This window comes from Bacteroides sp. D22, from assembly GCF_000163675.1.
Classification (GTDB): Bacteria; Bacteroidota; Bacteroidia; order Bacteroidales; family Bacteroidaceae; genus Bacteroides; species Bacteroides xylanisolvens.
In genome coordinates this window covers 5,412-24,091 of record NZ_GG774815.1, presented here as the reverse complement: position 1 = coordinate 24,091, position 18,680 = coordinate 5,412, and the positions used below count along the sequence as shown (strand labels likewise).

The window sequence follows — 18,680 nt, the reverse complement described above, 5'->3', positions numbered from 1 at the left end:
ACTGATATGAAAAAGAAAATCCTCTTACTTGCAGCAATGGTGGTAGCTTCGTCTACCACCATTGACGCACAGCGTAAATTTCCATTCTTCTGGAAAAAAAAGAAGGCAAAAACAGAACAAACAACTCCTGCTAAAAAAGAAAGTGAATATGACAAACTATTCAAGAAAAAGCATGAAATAGCCAAAGGACTGATTACTCTCCATCTGCTGGATGGAAAAGTATATTTTGAACTTCCTGTGAATTTAATCAATAAAGATATGCTTATTGGTTCCACTGTCACCAGTATCTCTGATAATGGCAATGCAGTAGTCGGTTCTAAACCGACCGATCTTCTTCACGTAGTATTCACACGCAATAAAACACATGTACAGTTACGTCAGGTAAACACTGACTATATTACTGGTAACACACAAATTGATGAAGCTTTACGCAAAAGTACACTGGGAGCAATTTTAAGCAACCAAAAGATTCAAGCATACAATAATGACTCTACTGCTATCGTTTTTGATATGAGCAGCGTCTTCCTGGGCGACAACAAAAAAATGAGTCCATTCGATCGTAATTCAATCTATGGAATGTACAATCGTACAGAGAATTATCAATCCGACTGCTCTTACATTTCACAAATCAAGGCTTTCAAAGATAATGTTTCTATTAAAAGCTGTCTGTCATATACATTCTCTGTCAGCAATTCACAAGGGGCGTCACTCATAAAAGACCGTCCATTCACCGCAGAAATGACACGTTCTATCATGCTGTTGAAAGAAAAGCCTTACCGTCCACGTATGGCAGATTACCGGATCGGTGTATTCTTTACCGGACGCGAACAACTAGGCGAAGGAGCTAAAACAACCGCACCTGTTTACTATGCCAATCGATGGGATATACAACCGTCTGACACTGCTGCCTACCTACGTGGTGAGAAAGTGAAACCCACTAAACAGATTGTTTTCTACATCGATAACACTTTTCCGGAAAAATGGAAACCATATCTGCGGGAAGGAGTCACCCAATGGAATGAATTATTCGAGCAGATTGGATTCAAAGATGTTGTAGCAGCCAAAGATTTCCCGACTGATGATCCGGAATTCGATCCGGACAATATCAAATATTCATGTGTTCGCTATGCTCCATCAAGCATTGAGAATGCTATGGGACCATCATGGGTAGACCCACGAAGCGGAGAAATCTTGAATGCCTCCGTATATTTATATCATAATGTTATCAAGCTTATCAGTAACTGGTTGTTCGTGCAAACAGCACAAGCCGATAAGGATGTACGCACTGTCAATATTCCGGATGAAATGGTTGGAGACGCATTACGCTATGTACTTTCACACGAAATCGGTCACTGTTTAGGGTTTATGCATAATATGGGAGCTTCTTCCACTTTCCCGGTAGATTCTTTACGTTCACCGGAATTCACGCAGAAGTATGGCACTACTCCTTCCATTATGGATTATGCCCGCTTCAACTATGTAGCACAACCTGGCGATAAAGAACGTGGCGTTAAATTGACTCCACCCCGCTTTGGTGAATACGACAAATACCTCATAAAATGGACGTATACTCCGGTATTCAATGTTAATTCTGCAGAGGAAGAAGCAATTATAACAGGCAAATGGATCACTGATGCCATTAAAGAAAATCCAGTGTACCGATATGGAAAACAACAAGTATATGGAGTTGTTGATCCCCGTTCACAAACGGAAGATATTGGTGACAACTCTATGAAAGCAACTCGATATGGCATCAAGAACCTTAAGTATATCATGAATAATTTGGAAAGTTGGATTTCCGAAGGTGACGATACATACGAATACCGTGAAGATTTATTTATTGGTATCGTAGAACAACTTGCAATGTATGTTACCCATGTAGCAGGCAATGTAGGTGGCTATTTTGTCAACGAAGTTAAAGAAGGGGACACAATGCCACGTTTTGCACAAATTCCGAAGGCACAACAAAAAGAAGCCCTGAATTACCTATTCGAAATTTATAATGATCTGGATTGGCTTGACAACAAAAACTTATTAACTAAATTTCCGGTTTCCGGTTCCCCTAAACAAACTATTCAAAACTTCATGTTGAGATATATACTGCCTGTACCTTTTCAGGTATCACAATACGAAGGATTAGAGAAAGATTCATTTACTGCTGCCGAGGCTTTCAACATGATATACAATTTTGTATGGAAACCGACCATTTCCGGACGTACATTAACAGAATCCCAAATGAATCTCCAGAAACAATATATATACATGATGATGCAAACTGCCGGTTTCACAATTAAAGGAGCCGGGAAAGCATTGACCGGAGAAAAACCACTTGACATCAATCACCGCCAGTTCGGATATACTTGTTGCCAGGGACATGCTATCAAAGAGGATGTTATACACAACCCTGTAGCAGGTTTTGAATGGAGACCGTTGAATCGTTTTTCTATGACAGCCAAAGTTACCCAGGCAGATGTATACGCATATATAGCTAAAGCCAAACAACTGATGAAACAAAAGGCAGCCAGTGCATCAGGGAAGACGAAAGCTCACTATGAATTATTATTAAAGATGCTCGACATCAACTTAAAATAAGGGAGGGACAAAAGATGAAAATACTATTTTTATGGTTGATGGCAATTTTGTTGATTATCGGATCAACAAATGAAGCCAATGCCCGCTCCAAAAAGAAAAAAGGAAAAGCAAAAACCGAACAACAGACTGACAGTGTTCAAAAGAAAAAAAAGAGTGTCTACGACAAGCTTTTCAAAGATAAGAAGAAACATACAGTCAATAAAGGGACAATCACAGTTCATCAGTACGAGGATAAGATTTATCTGGAACTACCGGTTGAATTAATGGGACGGGATTTTTTAGTAAACTCTGCCATCACTACTGCAAGTGACATTTCACTGGCAGGCACAAAAGCTGCTCAAAGTAGGTATCTGATTATTGATAAAACCGATTCATTAATATTATTCCGAGATCCGAAATACAATGTTCGCCTCAACGAACAGGACGATAATCAAGAAGCGGCTTTTGCATTATCTCGTAGTAATGCTATTTACAAAGCATTTCCAATTGAAGGATACACCAGCGATTCAACGGCTGTTGTATTTAATGCCACTTCCTATTTCTCTTGTTCCAATAAAGATGTACTCAATCTTAGCGGACGCAGTTATGGAGGTATGCTCACAATTGTAAGTGCTTCCCCTCAAAGTAAAACATCTTTTGTGGACTCTGCAGATGCATTCGACAATTGTATCAGTATCACTCAAAACTGTACTGCAAAGTTGAGCATCAGCATCATGGGATTCGTCTCCAAAGAACAACCGGAATTAACCATGTCGGTACAAACGACACTAGCCCTACTGTCAAAAGAAAAGATGAATACCCGCGAAGCCAACCCACGTGTAGGAACAGGTTATATCGCATACACGGACTATCGTAATGAAAAACGTTTCAAGAAAGGATATTATGTAACACGGCGTAATATAACGACGCAACAACCTGTTGTTTTCTACATCGACACTCTGATTCAAGATAGCTGGGTAAAAGCCATCCAAAAAAGTGCAGATGAATGGAATATAATATTTGAAGACTTAGGAATAGGAAAACCAATCATAATAAAACCGTATGAGAAAGGTTCAACTTTCCGTGCTAATAACCCAATGATAAATACGATTGCTTTCCTGAATAACAACAACTCGGAAGTTACTGCGTACAATGTCACTGATTTACGCACTGGAGAAATCTTAAGTACCAAGATAGGAGTACCACGCGACCTTGCCGTCAGCGTACGTCGCAATGGAGTATACCAAATGGCAGAGATTGATCCGCGCTTCCGGACTTATTACATTGCCGATGAGGTGATCTGTGAGAATCTGACAGCACGTATGCTAAAAGCATTTGGTCTTAGTTTGGGATTGGCAACTAATTTGGCTGGTTCTGCAGCATACTCCCCAGAGGAACTGCGTTCTCCTGAATTTACTCAAAAATATGGTATCACAGCTTCAGTCATGGACAACGTATTATACAATTATCTGGCACAGCCCGGTGATAAAGAAAAAGGAGTGGTATTGATTGTCGACAAACCGGGTGTATGTGATGCATTTACGCTCAAATATCTGTATGCCGCCACCAGTGAAAATGAATCAGACATGTTGAAGAAATGGGCTATGGAACACGATGGAGATCCACGCTATTTCTATGGAAAGCGTTCACCAGCTTATGCTACAGACCCGCGTTGCCAAAACTATGATTTAGGTAATGATCCGATAGCCTCTTTAGATGCACAAATCGCTCATGTGAAATATGTAGTTAAAAATAGTCCTGCCTGGTTTCACGACGATAATATCCCCAATGATTACCGGGAGCTATTTCCTGATTTTGTGATTATTGAATTAATCAATAAAACATTGTCACCTGTATCTTCTTATATCGGAGGTATTTATATCAATGAAGCCAACGAAAAAAGCAATGTTCCTTCATATCAACCGGTATCGGCAGATATGCAAAAGAAAGTCTTACAAAAGATATTCAGTACCTTCTATGATTTAAGTTGGCTGGACTCTAATAAGGATTTCTTGCGTTTAGGTGGTGTCAATCCTGATATGTCAACATGGATTTACAATAACGGGTATCCAATGATGTCTTTGATGTTTCGTTTGATGCGTATGGGATTGAGTGTAGAGAAATCAACTAGACCTTATACCCAAGAAGCATATTTGAATGATATAGAGAAACAATTATTCAAAGAAACTTTAAATGGGAAACCTTTAAGTGCTCCAATGATTGCACAACTGTCTGTATATATCAGTTCTTTAAAAGGAATGTGTCCGACATTAAAGGCTATTGACAAGGCTGTATCAACAAGAGTAACTTCCATTGCTCTCAACGAGCAAACTAATCATAAGTTACAATCATTAGGGTTGCTGACAACTTTTGCCTCTATATCTGCAACAGAAGAGCAATCGGGTATGGAACCTATGACTGCTGTCAATTTCTATGTCGGTACGGATATCGAAGCCATTTGCTATGATAAGTTGAAAAGTACACGTCGCTATTTGATACAAGCTCGTTCTTTGGCTAGTAATGATATTGAACGTGGAAAATGCGATTATTTGATAGCGATGATTGACAGGGTAATTTAGCCTTTCCTCTACCATTCAACGTGTATGTTTATAAAAAGTTTAGTGATAGTAAAATGTATAACAATTAAAAAAAATTATATTATGAAGCAGATTATTTTATTCATTGTATTCATATTTACTATAATGATGTGTTCTTTTGCACAAGAAGCCCCCTCCTCTCCAATAATCAAGGCAAGAGACAATAAAAGTACTGAGTTTTTCAAAAACAAAAAACTTCAATCTCCGATCTCCCCAATGGTCCTTTTCAGTCAGAAAATCACAGGGGTTGTTTATACTGAAGGAGGAAAAGAGGTACTAATAGGCGCGAGCGTTATCGAAGTGGGTAGTACTAATGGTACTATAACTGATATTGATGGAGAATATAGTATAGGCATTTCTAAGGCCGACAAAAAAATTCTCCAAGCAAGTTATCTGGGTTATGAAACAAAACAAGAAAGAATTGGAGGCCGTAGGGTGGTGAACTTCTTCCTAAAAGAAAGTTCACAAGCCTTAGACAAATAAAACCACACACTATCACTAAACTTTTTATAAAACAGCAATATGAAAAAATTTATTTCTATTTTTTTATTGTTATACATTACTTTACCGATAAATGCTCAAGATAAAACAAATGAGCTATCGGGATTTATTATACACAAACAAGAAAATGGGTCTAATGGTTCATTAGACGGTGCCAATATCTTTTTGATCTATGCAAAAGACACACTGAAAACAACAAGCATAAATGGAGTATTCCGTTTCAAACCCATAAAAACAGGAAAAGCAAAACTCATTATCACTGCAATAGGGTGTCGGAAAGTTGAAAAAGAATTAAATATAATAGCTGGAAAGAATTCTAATCTTTACATAGAAATTTTGGATGAATCCATCCAACTGGAGGAAGTCACCATCAAGGGCAGAATCCCCATTGTGACCCAAAATGGCGACACGCTAATATTCAACCCGAAGGCAGTCAACATACAAGAAGGGGATGTCGCTATGAATATAGTCGAGCAACTTCCCGGAACAGAGACTGACGACCATTCCGTCAAAATCATGGGAAAACAAGTAACCAAAACTTATATAGACGGCAGACTAATATTCGGAAGTGACCCAATGGCAGCACTAAAGAATCTTTCTGCAACAGATGTATTAAAAATCAAGGCTTATGATGAATATGAAAATACGAAAACAAAAAAACTAATGTACAGAGGGGATCTCACCAGAGTGCTCAACATAGAAACCAAAAGCAAACTCATCAGCTCATGGAAAGCACACCTATTGGCTAGTACAGGCAGCAACATGGACTCAAAGAACGACAGAGGAAAGTTCCGTAAAGGGCTCGGACTCACCACTAACTTTTTCTCCGAGAAATTTTTACTCACAAGTAATGTATTTCACAATAATATCAACCGAAAATCAAATAATATCAAAAATGTTCTTTCCATTTCCGATCCTGGTAGTACTTACAACGAAACGACTTATGCAGATCTGGCTACGGAACGCTCATGGGACACAGAAAATGGAACATACGGTACATTTAGAGCATTTTACACTTTCGGATATAATCGCGATAATACAAATACACGATCCGAACAACATTATTTTCCTGGCAACAATTATCAGCAGCGCCTTTATGAAGAACAAAATAGCAACAGTGACAGAAAACAAAATCACTATTCCGAATTTTCTTTCTCCAATTCAAATGACAAATGGGGAGAATTCCGTTGGAACCAGCTTATAACATATAACAACAACAAAGATTGGCAATCGCTTTACATCTATAATGAAGAAAACAATCTTCAAACATCGAAAAGCCTGATGCATTACGATAATCTAAACAAGAATTTTCATGTGAAGGAAGATGTCAGTTATGTCAACAGTATTACCGACAGAATCGGATATACATTAGAAAGTTCAGTAGATATAAATAAAGGCAAAAATCATTCATTACGGATAGACACATTAGAAAGTTCGACAACACAAACTTATCTGACTATTCCATCAAAACTCCGCAATACGGAGTGGAACGGCAATGCGCAATTAATATATATACTGAATCCAGAAAATGACACCCAAATATCTTTTGACTATTCCGTTAAATACGAAAACGGATGGAAACACCAATTCGCCTGGAATATGTTGAGCCCCACAAATCCACAAACAGACGAAGCCAATACATATAGTTATAAAATAAATAACCTGACACAAAAACAGGAAGTTTCATTTCACTTTTTTCCCTTTCAAAAAACAAGTTGTGACATTTCAGCCGGACTGAAGGAAACTACACTTAAGCGGAAAGAAAAAGAAATGGACAACTACCGTAAAACATTCATCTCTCCAACAGTAGCAATATCTTTTGTGCATACAGATATAACAAAGTCATGGAGTGCCGCTTACAGACTGCATAATTTTGCACCAAACATAGTGCAGTTACGCCCACAAATAGATAACAGCAATCCTTACATGCTGCGCAGTGGAAATCCCAACTTAAAACAATCATATCTACATTCGTTCCTCTTCAATTGCAATCGTATGTTAGGAAAACATAACCACACCATAGGTGTTATTATCAATGCCTCTATCCGCCAACACTCTCCTGTTGCAAAGACAACCTATTACAATGCCGAAACTTATCTATCGGGATTGCAATACACAGCACCTGCACACAGTTCTCTAATTAGTTTTGAAAACGTAGAAGGATATTGGGACATAAAAGGCAAACTGATATGGCAGGCTCCTATACGTAGTATAAAATCCAAATATGCCTTATCTACCGGATTCAACTACGAACATAACCCATATTATATAGGAGAAAATAAGACTACAACACGTACCTATGATCCATCGCTCGAACATTTTCTACTCTGTAATCTAACTAAAAGATTAAAAATAACAATCAGTGCCAATACTCATTATGTACATAGCATCAATACTGAAAATTATACAAGTAAAACATTCTATCAAACGGCAGGAGCAACATTTGATATAAGCCAAATATGTAAATACTTCTATCTAAGTAGTCATTATAATTTCATTTTCAGCCGTGATTATGGAATCAATAAAGAGATTAACCGCAATCACACCCTAAACTTGAACATAGGCTGTAAAGTGTTAAATCGCAAAGGAGACATTAGTATTGCCGCATATGATCTACTAAATAGTCATCGGACTTTCAACAGCCAAATGTATTCCAACTACATTCAAAACACGTGGACAAATTATTATGGACGGTTTTTCACCATAAATTTTGCTTATCGGTTTGGTAAAGTGAAATCGAACTACGAAGGTACTACAAACGATGGAAGCATACGCGAATATAGGCCGATGTCAGATAAAATGTGAATTTCATAGCTATCCAAATGAAAGATAACTATACCAGTTATATTGACCGAGAAAACTTCGGGCGGTATTTTACCATAAATTTCTCCTGGAAATTCAGAAAGATCAAATCGAACCGGATGGATATTTCAAGAGGAGTTACATGGTAATATGAATAAGAAATCTATTAATCATTTAAAATAAAAAGTATGAGTAATCCTATTGTCGAAGTTAAACACTTATCTCATCGTTATAGTGTAGATTGGGCCATTCGCGATATCAATTTTTCTATTGAAAAAACAGGAATATTAGGTCTGTTAGGGTCTAATGGGGCAGGTAAGTCCACCACTATGAATATCATCTGTGGAGTTTTAAATCAAACGGAAGGAGATGTATTTATCAATGGCATCGATCTACGAAAAAATCCGGTTGAAGCAAAAAAACATATTGGTTTCTTACCTCAAAAACCACCTCTCCATCCGGACTTGACTGTCGACGAATATCTCATACACTGTGCCACACTGCGGAGAATGGAGAAATCAAAAATTCGTGAAGCTGTAGAAATAGCTAAAGAACGTTGCGCTATTGCCCATTTTAGCAAACGACTTATAAAGAATCTTTCAGGCGGGTATCAACAAAGAGTAGGAATTGCACAGGCTATTGTACATAATCCTCCATTCGTAGTACTTGATGAACCTACAAACGGGCTTGATCCTAACCAAATTGTCGAAATACGCAATCTGATTAAAGAAATTGCTGAAGATCATTCTGTCCTACTCTCCACTCATATCCTGTCGGAAGTGCAAGCTACCTGCAATGATATTCGCATGATTGAACATGGTAAAGTCGTATTTTCAGGTAGCATGAAAGACTTTGATAACTATGTGGTTCCAAGTAGTTTCACCGTTACATTTGCCCTTCCCCCTTCTATAGAAGAACTAGCAAAGATAGAACATGTGTTGAATATAGAAGAACTCTATCCCGGTACATTCCGGATACGCTTTGATGACGATGAAAACATAACTGAACGAGTAGTAGCCTTAAGCATACAAAACGGATGGCGACTGAAAGAAATCACGATGGAACGCTGCTCTCTTGACATAATCTTTGCACAACTATCGGGAAAACTTAAAAATAATATCTAACATGACGGATTTAAAGATTATAATGCGTATTGCCCGAACCGATCTGGCTATTTTATTCTATTCGCCGATTGCATGGTTCATATTGATTGTTTTCTCATTCCTGACAACAGCAAGTTTTACGTCATTGATGGAGAATATAGTGACCGACTATGATCTGTCAGGCGGCAAGGAAGTATCTTTGAGCGGTATCTGCTTCTTAGGTAGTTACGGCTTTTTGTCCTCCGTCGTATCAAACATATACATCTATATTCCATTGTTGACAATGGGACTCATCAGTCGCGAAACGGCATCGGGTTCAATCAAACTGGCATATTCATCCCCAGTCACCAGTGGTCAGATCGTATTAGGTAAATATCTTGCAGCCATCGGATTTGGTTGCTGTCTGATGCTTGTCCCGATAGCCAGTGCTATTTATGGCAGTTTGGTAATCCCTTCTTTTGATTGGGCTCCTGTACTAGTCGCCCTTCTAGGACTCTATTTATTAATATGCGCCTATTGCGCTATCGGGCTCTTTATGTCCTCACTCACGACTTATCAAGTAGTAGCAGCAGTTGGGACTCTTATTATATTAGCTATACTGAATTTCGTAGGAAGTATCGGCCAGGAATACGATCTTATACGCGAACTGACTTATTGGCTGTCAATAAACGGAAGAACAATCGATATGCTGAATGGAGTAATCCGGAGTGAAGATGTGATTTATTTCGTGGTCGTAGTAACCCTTTTCCTGACATTTACCACTTTCAAACTTACATCCGACCGGTGCACTATCAGTCGTTTCCGGCAAGCAATCAGCTATCTGGGATTTTTTGTCGCAGCAATGGCAATTGGCTATTTCACTTCACGTCCGGGAATGATTAAGGTATGGGATACAACACGCACTAGACTAAACTCACTTACCGAAAATAGCCAACACGTATTAGCAAAATTGACAGGACCGGTAACTATTACCAATTATGTTAACCTACTTGATAACAAATCATATCGCTACCTCCCTATCATGAAGAAAGCGAATGAAACAATCTTCGAACCTTATTGTCTCGCTAAACCGGACCTGCAAGTGAAATATGTCTATTATTATGATTTCGCCCCCAACGGCGTTGCAAATAATCCTAAGTTTCAAGGCAAAACAGTAGATGAGATGCGTGATTATATGACCATGATTTATAACTTGAATCCTCATTTATTCAAATCCCCGGCAGAAATTCGCCAAATCATCGACCTGCGTGAAGAACAAAATACATTTGTTCGCATTATGGAAACGCAAGATGGAAAACGTACCTTCATCCGTGATTTTGAAGATATGGATGCAACGCCATCCGAAGCGGAAATTACAGCAGCCATCAAAAAGATGATTTCAACTCCTCCCACTGTTGCCTTTATCAAAGGAGACGGTGAACGTGAGGTGTCCAAATCCGGTGACCGCGATTATAGCAACTTCTCCATTGAGAAATATTCTAGAGCCGCCTTAATTAATCAAGGCTTTGATGTCTGCGAGATCGATATTTCTCACGGAGACACCATTCCTTCCCTAATCAATATTGTGGTTCTTGCAGAAATGAGAACTCCGCTTACAGAAAAAGGAGAAAATCAACTGGAGGCTTACCTGGCTCGTGGAGGTAATTTATTTATTCTCACCGATACAGGCAGGCAAGAAGTTATGAATCCTTTTTTAAGCAAACTCGGTATCAAAATGGAAGAATACCAACTGGCACAATCTTCCGCTGATTTCTCTCCTAATCTGATTCTAGCCAAGGCAACCCGTGAATCGGAAAAACTTACATTCGGATTCAAAGATGATTTTCCCAAATATGATTTACGTGTCTCTATGCCCGGATGTGTAGCCCTTACATGCTCCGACAACGATTACGGCTTCCAATATACTCCGATTCTTGAAACAAATGCCAAAGGTGTATGGATTGAAAAAGAACAAACAGATTTACAGGAATCACCAGTAGAATGTAATGCTTCGGCAGGAGAGAAAGAACAAACCTATATCACAGCCTATGCCCTTTCACGCCAACTGAAAGATAAAGAGCAGCGTATTATCATCTCTGGTGATGCGGATTGCATAAGCAACACCGAACTGACTCTTTCACGCGAAGGATATAGATCAGGAAACTTTAATCTGATTATCGAAAGCTTCCGCTGGCTTTCCGGAGGAGAATTTCCAATCGACATACGCCGTCCCCATTGTACCGACAATAAACTTTCGATCGGAGTGAAAGATATTGGTACAATGAAAACTATTTTCATAATCATTATACCAGCTATCCTCTTACTTATAGGAGTTGGCATCTGGTTTTTCCGCAGAAGAAATTAATAAGAGAAAAGATGAACTTAAGACTTATACTTAGAATAGCCCGTACCGAACTAGCGGTACTCTTTTACTCACCGGTCGCATGGTTGCTGCTGGTCGCATTTACATGCCAGGTAGGATTCGACTTTATGAATATCCTGACGGAAATAGTAAAAATAAAAGCATTGGGCAACACGATCACTTTTAGCGTCACAGCCGGTTTTGTCCTTGGTCTCAAAGGAATATATGAAGTAATACAAGAAACCATTTATCTGTATATTCCTTTATTAACCATGAATTTAATGAGTCGTGAATATTCATCAGGCTCTATCAAACTACTTTATTCATCACCGGTAAGCAGTGTTCAAATCATTACCGGCAAGTTTGTTTCAATGGTGGTATTTGCCCTAATCTTTGTCATCATCCTTGCCCTACCGACAATCGTAATGTTTATCTCCGTGCCGCATGTCGATATTACACTTATCTTGGCGGGATTGTTATCCATGTTTCTGTTGATACTGACCTATTGTTCTATCGGTCTCTTTATGACCACACTCACATCTTACCAGGTTGTGGCAGCTGTTGCCACCCTTTCCGCATTAGCATTTCTCAATTATGTGGGAGGAATTGGACAGGAGTCCATATTCTTTAGAGAAATTACTTATTGGCTATCCATTAAAGGACGTGCCAGTGAGATGGTTGGAGGATTGATATGTAGCGATGACGTTATCTATTTCCTTGCCGTAATTTTATTATTCCTCTGGCTATCGGTCATTAAACTGAACAACGAAAAAACACGCCGTTCACTCCTTTCAAAAACAATGCGCTATGCCTTAGCTGTATGTACCATTATAGTTATCGGCTTTGTCAGTTCCCGTCCGGCAATGATGGGCTTTTATGATGCTACCCGCAGCAAACAACGTACACTTTCAGAAGAAAGCCAGAAAGTAATGGAGCAATTGTCCGGACCTATGACGATCACAACTTACGTCAATATTTTCGATAAAGAATTTGATGTCGCTTCTCCAAGAGAGCAAAAAGAGGATATGGCACGCTTCAAAATGTACACACGTTTCAAACCAGAGATAAAAATGGAGTATGTTTACTATTACTCTACACCGAAAGACAGCACCCTTTATCGCCAATATCCGAATAAAAACATTCGTGAGATAGCTTATGAAGTTGCCAAGAAGAAGAACTTCAATCCTAAAAAGCTTAAAAGCGCCGAAGAACTGAAAGAAAAAATAGACTTGGCTAAAGAAAATTATCGATTTGTGCGGGTTGTTGAACGTGGCTCCGGTGAACAAGCCCGCCTTCGTTTGTTCGACGATATGGAATATCACCCTTCTGAAACAGAAATCTCCGCAGCATTGAAGAAAATGCTTGTTACTCCTGTGAAGGTAGGCGCCATCACAGGACATCAGGAACGTTCCACCACTAAAAAGGGAGATCAGGATTACTCACTTTTTGCCACACATGGACGCTTTCGTTATTCCATGATTAATCAAGGCTTTGATTTGGTGGAACTGAATCTAAAGGATATGAATGATATACCAAGTAATATCAATATATTACTTATTGCTGAAATGCGTTCTTCCATGAGTTCCAAAGAACAAGAAATCATAGACCGTTTTCTTGAACGCGGAGGTAATATGATGATTATGGGCGACGTCGGACGTCAGGAAGTAATGAATCCTTTACTCCGGAAAGTCGGTTTAAAACTGTTGCCGGGAATCATTGCACAACCTTCTGATGTTAATCCCGGAGACCTCGTTCTCGCGAAAGCTACCCAGATAGCCGCCGACAGTATAGGAGGCTTCTATAAACGTATGGTTGACAGGCAGAAGCATAGTGCAGTCACCATGCCATCGGCTGTTGCTCTGGAAGTTGTCGATACAACAAAATTCCATCCAATAGTTTTATTGCAAAGCAACGCCCAACAGACATGGATTGAGTATCAAACAAAAGATTTTTTGAATGACTCCCTTTCATTAGACTCTCTTCAAGGTGAAAAGTTAGGAGCCTATCCCACGGCAATAGCGTTAACCCGCAAGATTAAAGCCAAAGATAAAAAACAACGGATCATTGTGTTGGGGGATGCAGACTGTTTCAGCAATGCCGAACTACAAAAAAGCTCAAGACCGGGTATCTATTCATTCAACTTCAATATGATTCCCGGTTCATTCCGTTGGCTATGCTATAATAAATTTCCGGTATCTTCTTCCAGAGCCCCTTATCTCGACAAAGATATCAGCCTGACTCCTATGGATCTATCTACTATCAAAATTATCTATTGCTATGGCATCCCATTTATTATTGGTCTGTGTGGTATTTGGATATGCTGGAGGAGAAGAAAACGATAAAAAGAGAGAACAGAGAAACTTCCGGCAAGCAGATTTCATGCCTGTCGGAAGTCTAATTCTTTCATAGACTCCTTCAAAACTATGCCTTCAACCGCATCACAAACCGACTCCCCTTACCCAATTCGCTCTCTACCGTCAGCGTACCGCCATGAGCTTCCACAAAATCCTTGGAAATAGATAACCCCAAGCCACTACCTTGCACTTTCGTTCCGGGTACACGGAAATAACGGTCGAAGATACTTTTGTGATAACGCGGGTCAATGCCTTTGCCAAAGTCTTGGACATACAATTCAATCCAGTTTTCATCCTGTTTGGCACCAATAACCACATGCCCGTTTTCTTTTGAATAACGAATAGCGTTACTTAACAGATTCGTCAATACCCAAGCAATCTTCTCGCTGTCGACAAACAGTTTACCGATTTTCTCCTCCGGATACTCCACTTCTATCTGAATATTAAACTTATCCGCTTGCACCTGATTAGCTTTGATCGCATACTCAATCAATTCAATCGGTTTGGTGATCTTCGGCATCAACTGTAATTTACCAGCTTCCACCTGCGTCATGTTAAGCAATTCTCCGGTGATACTTAACAAACGTTCGCTATTCTCCTTGATACTCTTTGAAAGCTGTTCCTGCTCATCATTCAGCGCACCGACACGCTTATCCTCAAGCAGTTGTAGACTCATCATAATAGCAGCAATCGGAGTTTTCAATTCATGAGAGATCGTTGAAATAAATGTAGTCTTGGCAGAATCCAGTTCTTTGAATTCCGTGATATTCTTAAGTAAAATGACATCACCCAGTTTGTGAGGTTCCCCTTTTTCAGCCTCCGTATTAATAATCGGGACATAAGAGACCTTAAAATAACTTTCCTTATTATCCGCATAAATTTTTAAAGCCTCTTTCTGATCGCTTGGCGTCACCAACTCACGAATTAGTCGGCGGAGCAGGTCATTCTTCAAAGAAAGTTCCTCTGCCGATTTACGAATCACATTCTCCCGTTTCATATTCAGAATACTTAAGGCTTCATCATTGATAAACAAAACCTCACGTTCTGTATTCAGACCGATAATCGGGTCGTTAATACTGTTAACAATAGCTTCTATAAACTTTTTAGCAGAAAGAATATCCGACAAAGTACTGGCACGATATTCAGTCAAACGCTCCGCCATCCGGTTGAAACTGTCAGCCACTTCACGGAACTCTTCATTGTCACTCATGTCGAGACGCTTCTCATAGTTATGATTGGCTATTTCAAGAATTCCTTCTTTCAGCTCCTTAATCGGCTTGCTGATAGAACGAGGCAACCAATAAAGCAATATCAGTCCGGTCAAGATACAGATTCCCCCTGTTATGGAGATCCATAGCAATGCACGTTCCAAGGCAGGCATAGCAGCAGGACTATCAGGCTCTGTCGCAGTCAGAGTTTGAAGATTCACTACTGAAAGTGTTACCAACAAAATAATCATTCCTGCCAACATCCCAATGCCAAGAATCAGTTTCGTTTTAATATTCATAACGTTCATACGATTAATATTATGCAAGTATAATCAAATCTACATTAGCTTGCGACAAATTATTTAAAAACTTTCTATATCCCAGTATAGAACAAATTGCGTACGGCAACCTCAAATTAGGAGTTCCCATACACACTGTCGATATCTGTTTCTCTTTACAAACCTTGACGATGCTCCCCAAAATGTCTTTCGACTGCACCTGGACAACTTCTCCCCCAAGTTCCGCCACCAGTTTAAAATGATTCAACAAATACCGTTGACTGGCCAAATCAATTCGATCCATACTCTCTCTCGGAGTCTGAACATACAAAGCTATAAAAGTAGTATTATACCGGGTTGCCAACTTTGCCGCCTTTCTGATAATTCGCCGGGGTGTTTTCTCGTGACTACTGATACAAGCCATAAACTTCTCATGCCGAAGTCCGACGGCTACTCCCATCATCACTTCATTCTCCACCTTTTTTTCTACCCGCAACGCCACTTCCTTCAGAGCCAACTCACGCAATTGAAGAATATTCTCGGTTCTAAAGAAATTATCCAATGCTGTCTGAATCTTTTCCGGACGATAGATCTTTCCCGCTTTCAAACGGGCAATCAGTTCTTCTGCCGTCAAGTCAATATTCACCACCTCATCCGCTTCCTGAAGCACACTGTCGGGCACTCGTTCTTTCACTTCAATCCCCGTAATCTCCTGCACTTCTTCATTCACGCTTTCGATGTGCTGAATATTGATTGCCGAAATCACATTGATTCCTTCATCCAACAATGTCATTACATCTTGCCAACGTTTCTCATTCAGACTTCCTTCCACATTGGTATGTGCCAATTCATCCACTATCACAATTTCGGGATGAAGGCGAATAATAGAATCTAAATCCATTTCTTCCAATTCCTTTCCCTTATAGAAGATTTTACGTCGCGGAATGACAGGAAGTCCTTGTAGCATCCCTTCCGTCCCGACACGTCCATGAGTTTCGATATAGCCGATTTTCACGTCCACACCATTTTCCAACAGTTCATGTGCCTCCTGAAGCATACGATATGACTTTCCCACACCGGCTATCATACCGATATAGACCTTAAACTTACCTCGCTGAGATCTCTTTATCAGATCCAGAAAATGCTGTACACTTTGTTCTCTATCATCCATTATGTTGCTCTGTTATTTTAAACATCCTAACCCGTAGCAATCATCACGATCACCACGGGTTCACAAAAATTCATGAGTTTATTTTATGGCCTTAAAGTTACGCCAAATACTAGATGGGCATCCTCCAAACGCGGATTCCATATAGCTTGCACAAATATAGGCAATGAAAATTTATCATTAAAATTGATAGCTTTCGTTGCTTTCAAAGCAAGGTTCGTCACTGCAAAACCATTCACATTATACTGCGGAGTTTCATAAGGAACCACTCCACAGGTAGCATTCAAGTCTACCCCTTTTACGCTGAACGGATAATTCAGTTCTACGTAAGAAGAATATGCCTGTTTTTCTTCCCCCTTGTCAGTCATCTTCCTGTCAGCACCGGCAAACATGGTATACCATGCAATAGACAACGGGAATTTTTCAACAGGAAGCGTATAAGCTAATCCTGCTTCAAAATGATGTCCGGTGTCGCCACTCTTAAAATGGAAATAATCATTTGTTAGTTCTCCATTGGCTACATCAGCTTGTCCGTTCCACCAAAGACTGGCTACTGAAAGTGTCGGTCCTGCTTCACCAAACTTATAAGCTGCAGTGAGGTCAATTTCTTTATTACTCTCACTCAAACTGGTTGAGCCCCATGCAGTAAGTGAGAAATTACCTACGCTAACTCCCAAAGTCGGTTGAAAAGAAGCGGCCCCCCCCTGATAAATACCACGCCATACATACGAACTTACCAAATCACCTTGTATAGTAAACTCTTGTGCTTGTGCATTGCCAGTTCCCAACATACATACGGCCGCTACAGCCATTGTTCCTAAAATACTCTTTTTACTAAAAAAACTTTTCATACTTCTTATCTAATTCTATTTTATGTTCCTGTAAAAAAGCAGCGCCCCATCCCCCCCCTGTTTATTTGAACCGCTGGTATCACCCAAACGATTCGGACAGGAACGCTGCTCCTGATCTTCATCTACTTATTACTTTCTTCAAGAGCTATATTCAATTTCAGCACATTCACCTTTTCTGTTCCCAACAATCCCAGGAACGGTTTTTCGATGCTTTTATCAACAATCGCTCTTACTTGTTCTTCTGTTAATCCGCGTGCTTGTGCCACTCTCTTCACTTGTACGTATGCACATTGGGGAGTAATATCAGGATCCAGCCCCGAAGCACTGGCTGTAACCATTTCGGCAGGTACATCCGCACGGTCTAAATAAGGATGATGTACAAGGAAAGTATCAATACGCGCTTTCACTTCATCCAGATATTCCTGATTCGTAGGACCTTTATTACTACCTGCAGAACTCGTAGCATCATATCCGTCACCGGCAGAAGACGGACGTCCCCAGAAATAAATATCTTTTGTAAACATCTGGCCCACATTAGCTGCTCCCACTACTTTCCCATCCAGCGTAGCTACCTCGGCATTTCCCTTATTAGGACCTGCAACCTGCGCAAACAACCACAAGATAAGGATATAGAACACGGAGAAAAAGACACAAAAAGCAAGTGTTATTTTTAATGACTTCAATAAAGTTTTCATTGCTATTGTTTTTTAATTAAAAATGCGAATCAGTAGTTGAAATCACTAGCTGATTCAGTTAGTTAAATTGTTATTATTCAATTAATTATCTCATTTATTTATTTCTTAATCTCCTTGAAAATCAGTATGTTAGAAGAATAAAACCACTCATTATTCTAATTATGATTCCCAAGGAGAAAGAGCTAAAACTTATAAAAATATATATGTATAT

At 39.5% G+C, this 18,680-nt stretch carries 11 protein-coding genes; 7 read left to right on the top strand and 4 right to left on the bottom strand.

Annotated elements, in window-relative coordinates; all coding sequences use genetic code 11:
- The first annotated feature begins 6 nt into the window (after positions 1-6).
- The 7 genes from HMPREF0106_RS06790 to HMPREF0106_RS06820 all read left to right on the top strand — a co-directional run bounded on the left by HMPREF0106_RS06790 (position 7) and on the right by HMPREF0106_RS06820 (position 14,257).
- Complete coding sequence (locus HMPREF0106_RS06790; RefSeq protein ID WP_009040618.1) at positions 7-2,592, top strand: zinc-dependent metalloprotease; 2,586 nt, start codon at positions 7-9, stop codon at positions 2,590-2,592.
- A gap of 14 nt (positions 2,593-2,606) precedes the next feature.
- On the top strand, positions 2,607-5,150 hold the full coding sequence (locus HMPREF0106_RS06795) for a zinc-dependent metalloprotease (RefSeq protein WP_004309033.1): 2,544 nt from the start codon (positions 2,607-2,609) through the stop codon (positions 5,148-5,150).
- A gap of 81 nt (positions 5,151-5,231) precedes the next feature.
- Complete coding sequence (locus HMPREF0106_RS06800) at positions 5,232-5,651, top strand: carboxypeptidase-like regulatory domain-containing protein (RefSeq protein ID WP_004309031.1); 420 nt, start codon at positions 5,232-5,234, stop codon at positions 5,649-5,651.
- Positions 5,652-5,690: 39 nt separating this feature from the next.
- Positions 5,691-8,474: an outer membrane beta-barrel protein gene (locus HMPREF0106_RS06805; RefSeq protein WP_004309030.1), complete on the top strand. Its 2,784-nt coding sequence runs from the start codon at positions 5,691-5,693 to the stop codon at positions 8,472-8,474.
- Between the two features lie 185 nt (positions 8,475-8,659).
- On the top strand, positions 8,660-9,595 hold the full coding sequence (locus tag HMPREF0106_RS06810; protein ID WP_004309029.1) for an ABC transporter ATP-binding protein: 936 nt from the start codon (positions 8,660-8,662) through the stop codon (positions 9,593-9,595).
- Position 9,596: 1 nt separating this feature from the next.
- Positions 9,597-11,918 carry a Gldg family protein gene (locus HMPREF0106_RS06815; protein WP_032851547.1) on the top strand — a complete coding sequence of 774 codons (2,322 nt, stop codon included), beginning with the start codon at positions 9,597-9,599 and terminating at the stop codon, positions 11,916-11,918.
- Positions 11,919-11,929: 11 nt separating this feature from the next.
- Complete coding sequence (locus tag HMPREF0106_RS06820; protein ID WP_009040616.1) at positions 11,930-14,257, top strand: Gldg family protein; 2,328 nt, start codon at positions 11,930-11,932, stop codon at positions 14,255-14,257.
- A 79-nt stretch (positions 14,258-14,336) separates the two neighbouring features.
- On the opposite strand, the gene HMPREF0106_RS06825 is transcribed toward HMPREF0106_RS06820, so the two are convergent.
- The 4 genes from HMPREF0106_RS06825 to HMPREF0106_RS06840 all read right to left on the bottom strand — a co-directional run bounded on the left by HMPREF0106_RS06825 (position 14,337) and on the right by HMPREF0106_RS06840 (position 18,469).
- Positions 14,337-15,776: an ATP-binding protein gene (locus HMPREF0106_RS06825; protein WP_008640698.1), complete on the bottom strand. Its 1,440-nt coding sequence runs from the start codon at positions 15,774-15,776 to the stop codon at positions 14,337-14,339.
- Positions 15,777-15,795: 19 nt separating this feature from the next.
- Positions 15,796-16,926, bottom strand: a complete 1,131-nt coding sequence (locus HMPREF0106_RS06830) for a sensor protein KdpD (RefSeq protein ID WP_008640697.1) — start codon at positions 16,924-16,926, stop codon at positions 15,796-15,798.
- A gap of 83 nt (positions 16,927-17,009) precedes the next feature.
- Entirely contained in the window at positions 17,010-17,774 is a 765-nt protein-coding gene (locus HMPREF0106_RS06835; protein ID WP_004312962.1) for a hypothetical protein, read from the bottom strand.
- A 122-nt stretch (positions 17,775-17,896) separates the two neighbouring features.
- Positions 17,897-18,469: a K(+)-transporting ATPase subunit C gene (locus HMPREF0106_RS06840; protein ID WP_004312961.1), complete on the bottom strand. Its 573-nt coding sequence runs from the start codon at positions 18,467-18,469 to the stop codon at positions 17,897-17,899.
- Between the last annotated feature and the right edge of the window lie 211 nt (positions 18,470-18,680).

Excerpts from the sequence above, each read along its gene's own strand:
- HMPREF0106_RS06790 (WP_009040618.1), top strand. The coding sequence starts at position 7 with ATGAAAAAGAAAATCCTCTTACTTGCAGCAATGGTGGTAGCTTCGTCT.
- HMPREF0106_RS06795 (WP_004309033.1), top strand. The coding sequence starts at position 2,607 with ATGAAAATACTATTTTTATGGTTGATGGCAATTTTGTTGATTATCGGA.
- HMPREF0106_RS06800 (WP_004309031.1), top strand. The coding sequence starts at position 5,232 with ATGAAGCAGATTATTTTATTCATTGTATTCATATTTACTATAATGATG.
- HMPREF0106_RS06805 (WP_004309030.1), top strand. The coding sequence starts at position 5,691 with ATGAAAAAATTTATTTCTATTTTTTTATTGTTATACATTACTTTACCG.
- HMPREF0106_RS06810 (WP_004309029.1), top strand. The coding sequence starts at position 8,660 with ATGAGTAATCCTATTGTCGAAGTTAAACACTTATCTCATCGTTATAGT.
- HMPREF0106_RS06815 (WP_032851547.1), top strand. The coding sequence starts at position 9,597 with ATGACGGATTTAAAGATTATAATGCGTATTGCCCGAACCGATCTGGCT.
- HMPREF0106_RS06820 (WP_009040616.1), top strand. The coding sequence starts at position 11,930 with ATGAACTTAAGACTTATACTTAGAATAGCCCGTACCGAACTAGCGGTA.
- HMPREF0106_RS06825 (WP_008640698.1), bottom strand. The coding sequence starts at position 15,776 with ATGAATATTAAAACGAAACTGATTCTTGGCATTGGGATGTTGGCAGGA.
- HMPREF0106_RS06830 (WP_008640697.1), bottom strand. The coding sequence starts at position 16,926 with ATGGATGATAGAGAACAAAGTGTACAGCATTTTCTGGATCTGATAAAG.
- HMPREF0106_RS06835 (WP_004312962.1), bottom strand. The coding sequence starts at position 17,774 with ATGAAAAGTTTTTTTAGTAAAAAGAGTATTTTAGGAACAATGGCTGTA.
- HMPREF0106_RS06840 (WP_004312961.1), bottom strand. The coding sequence starts at position 18,469 with ATGAAAACTTTATTGAAGTCATTAAAAATAACACTTGCTTTTTGTGTC.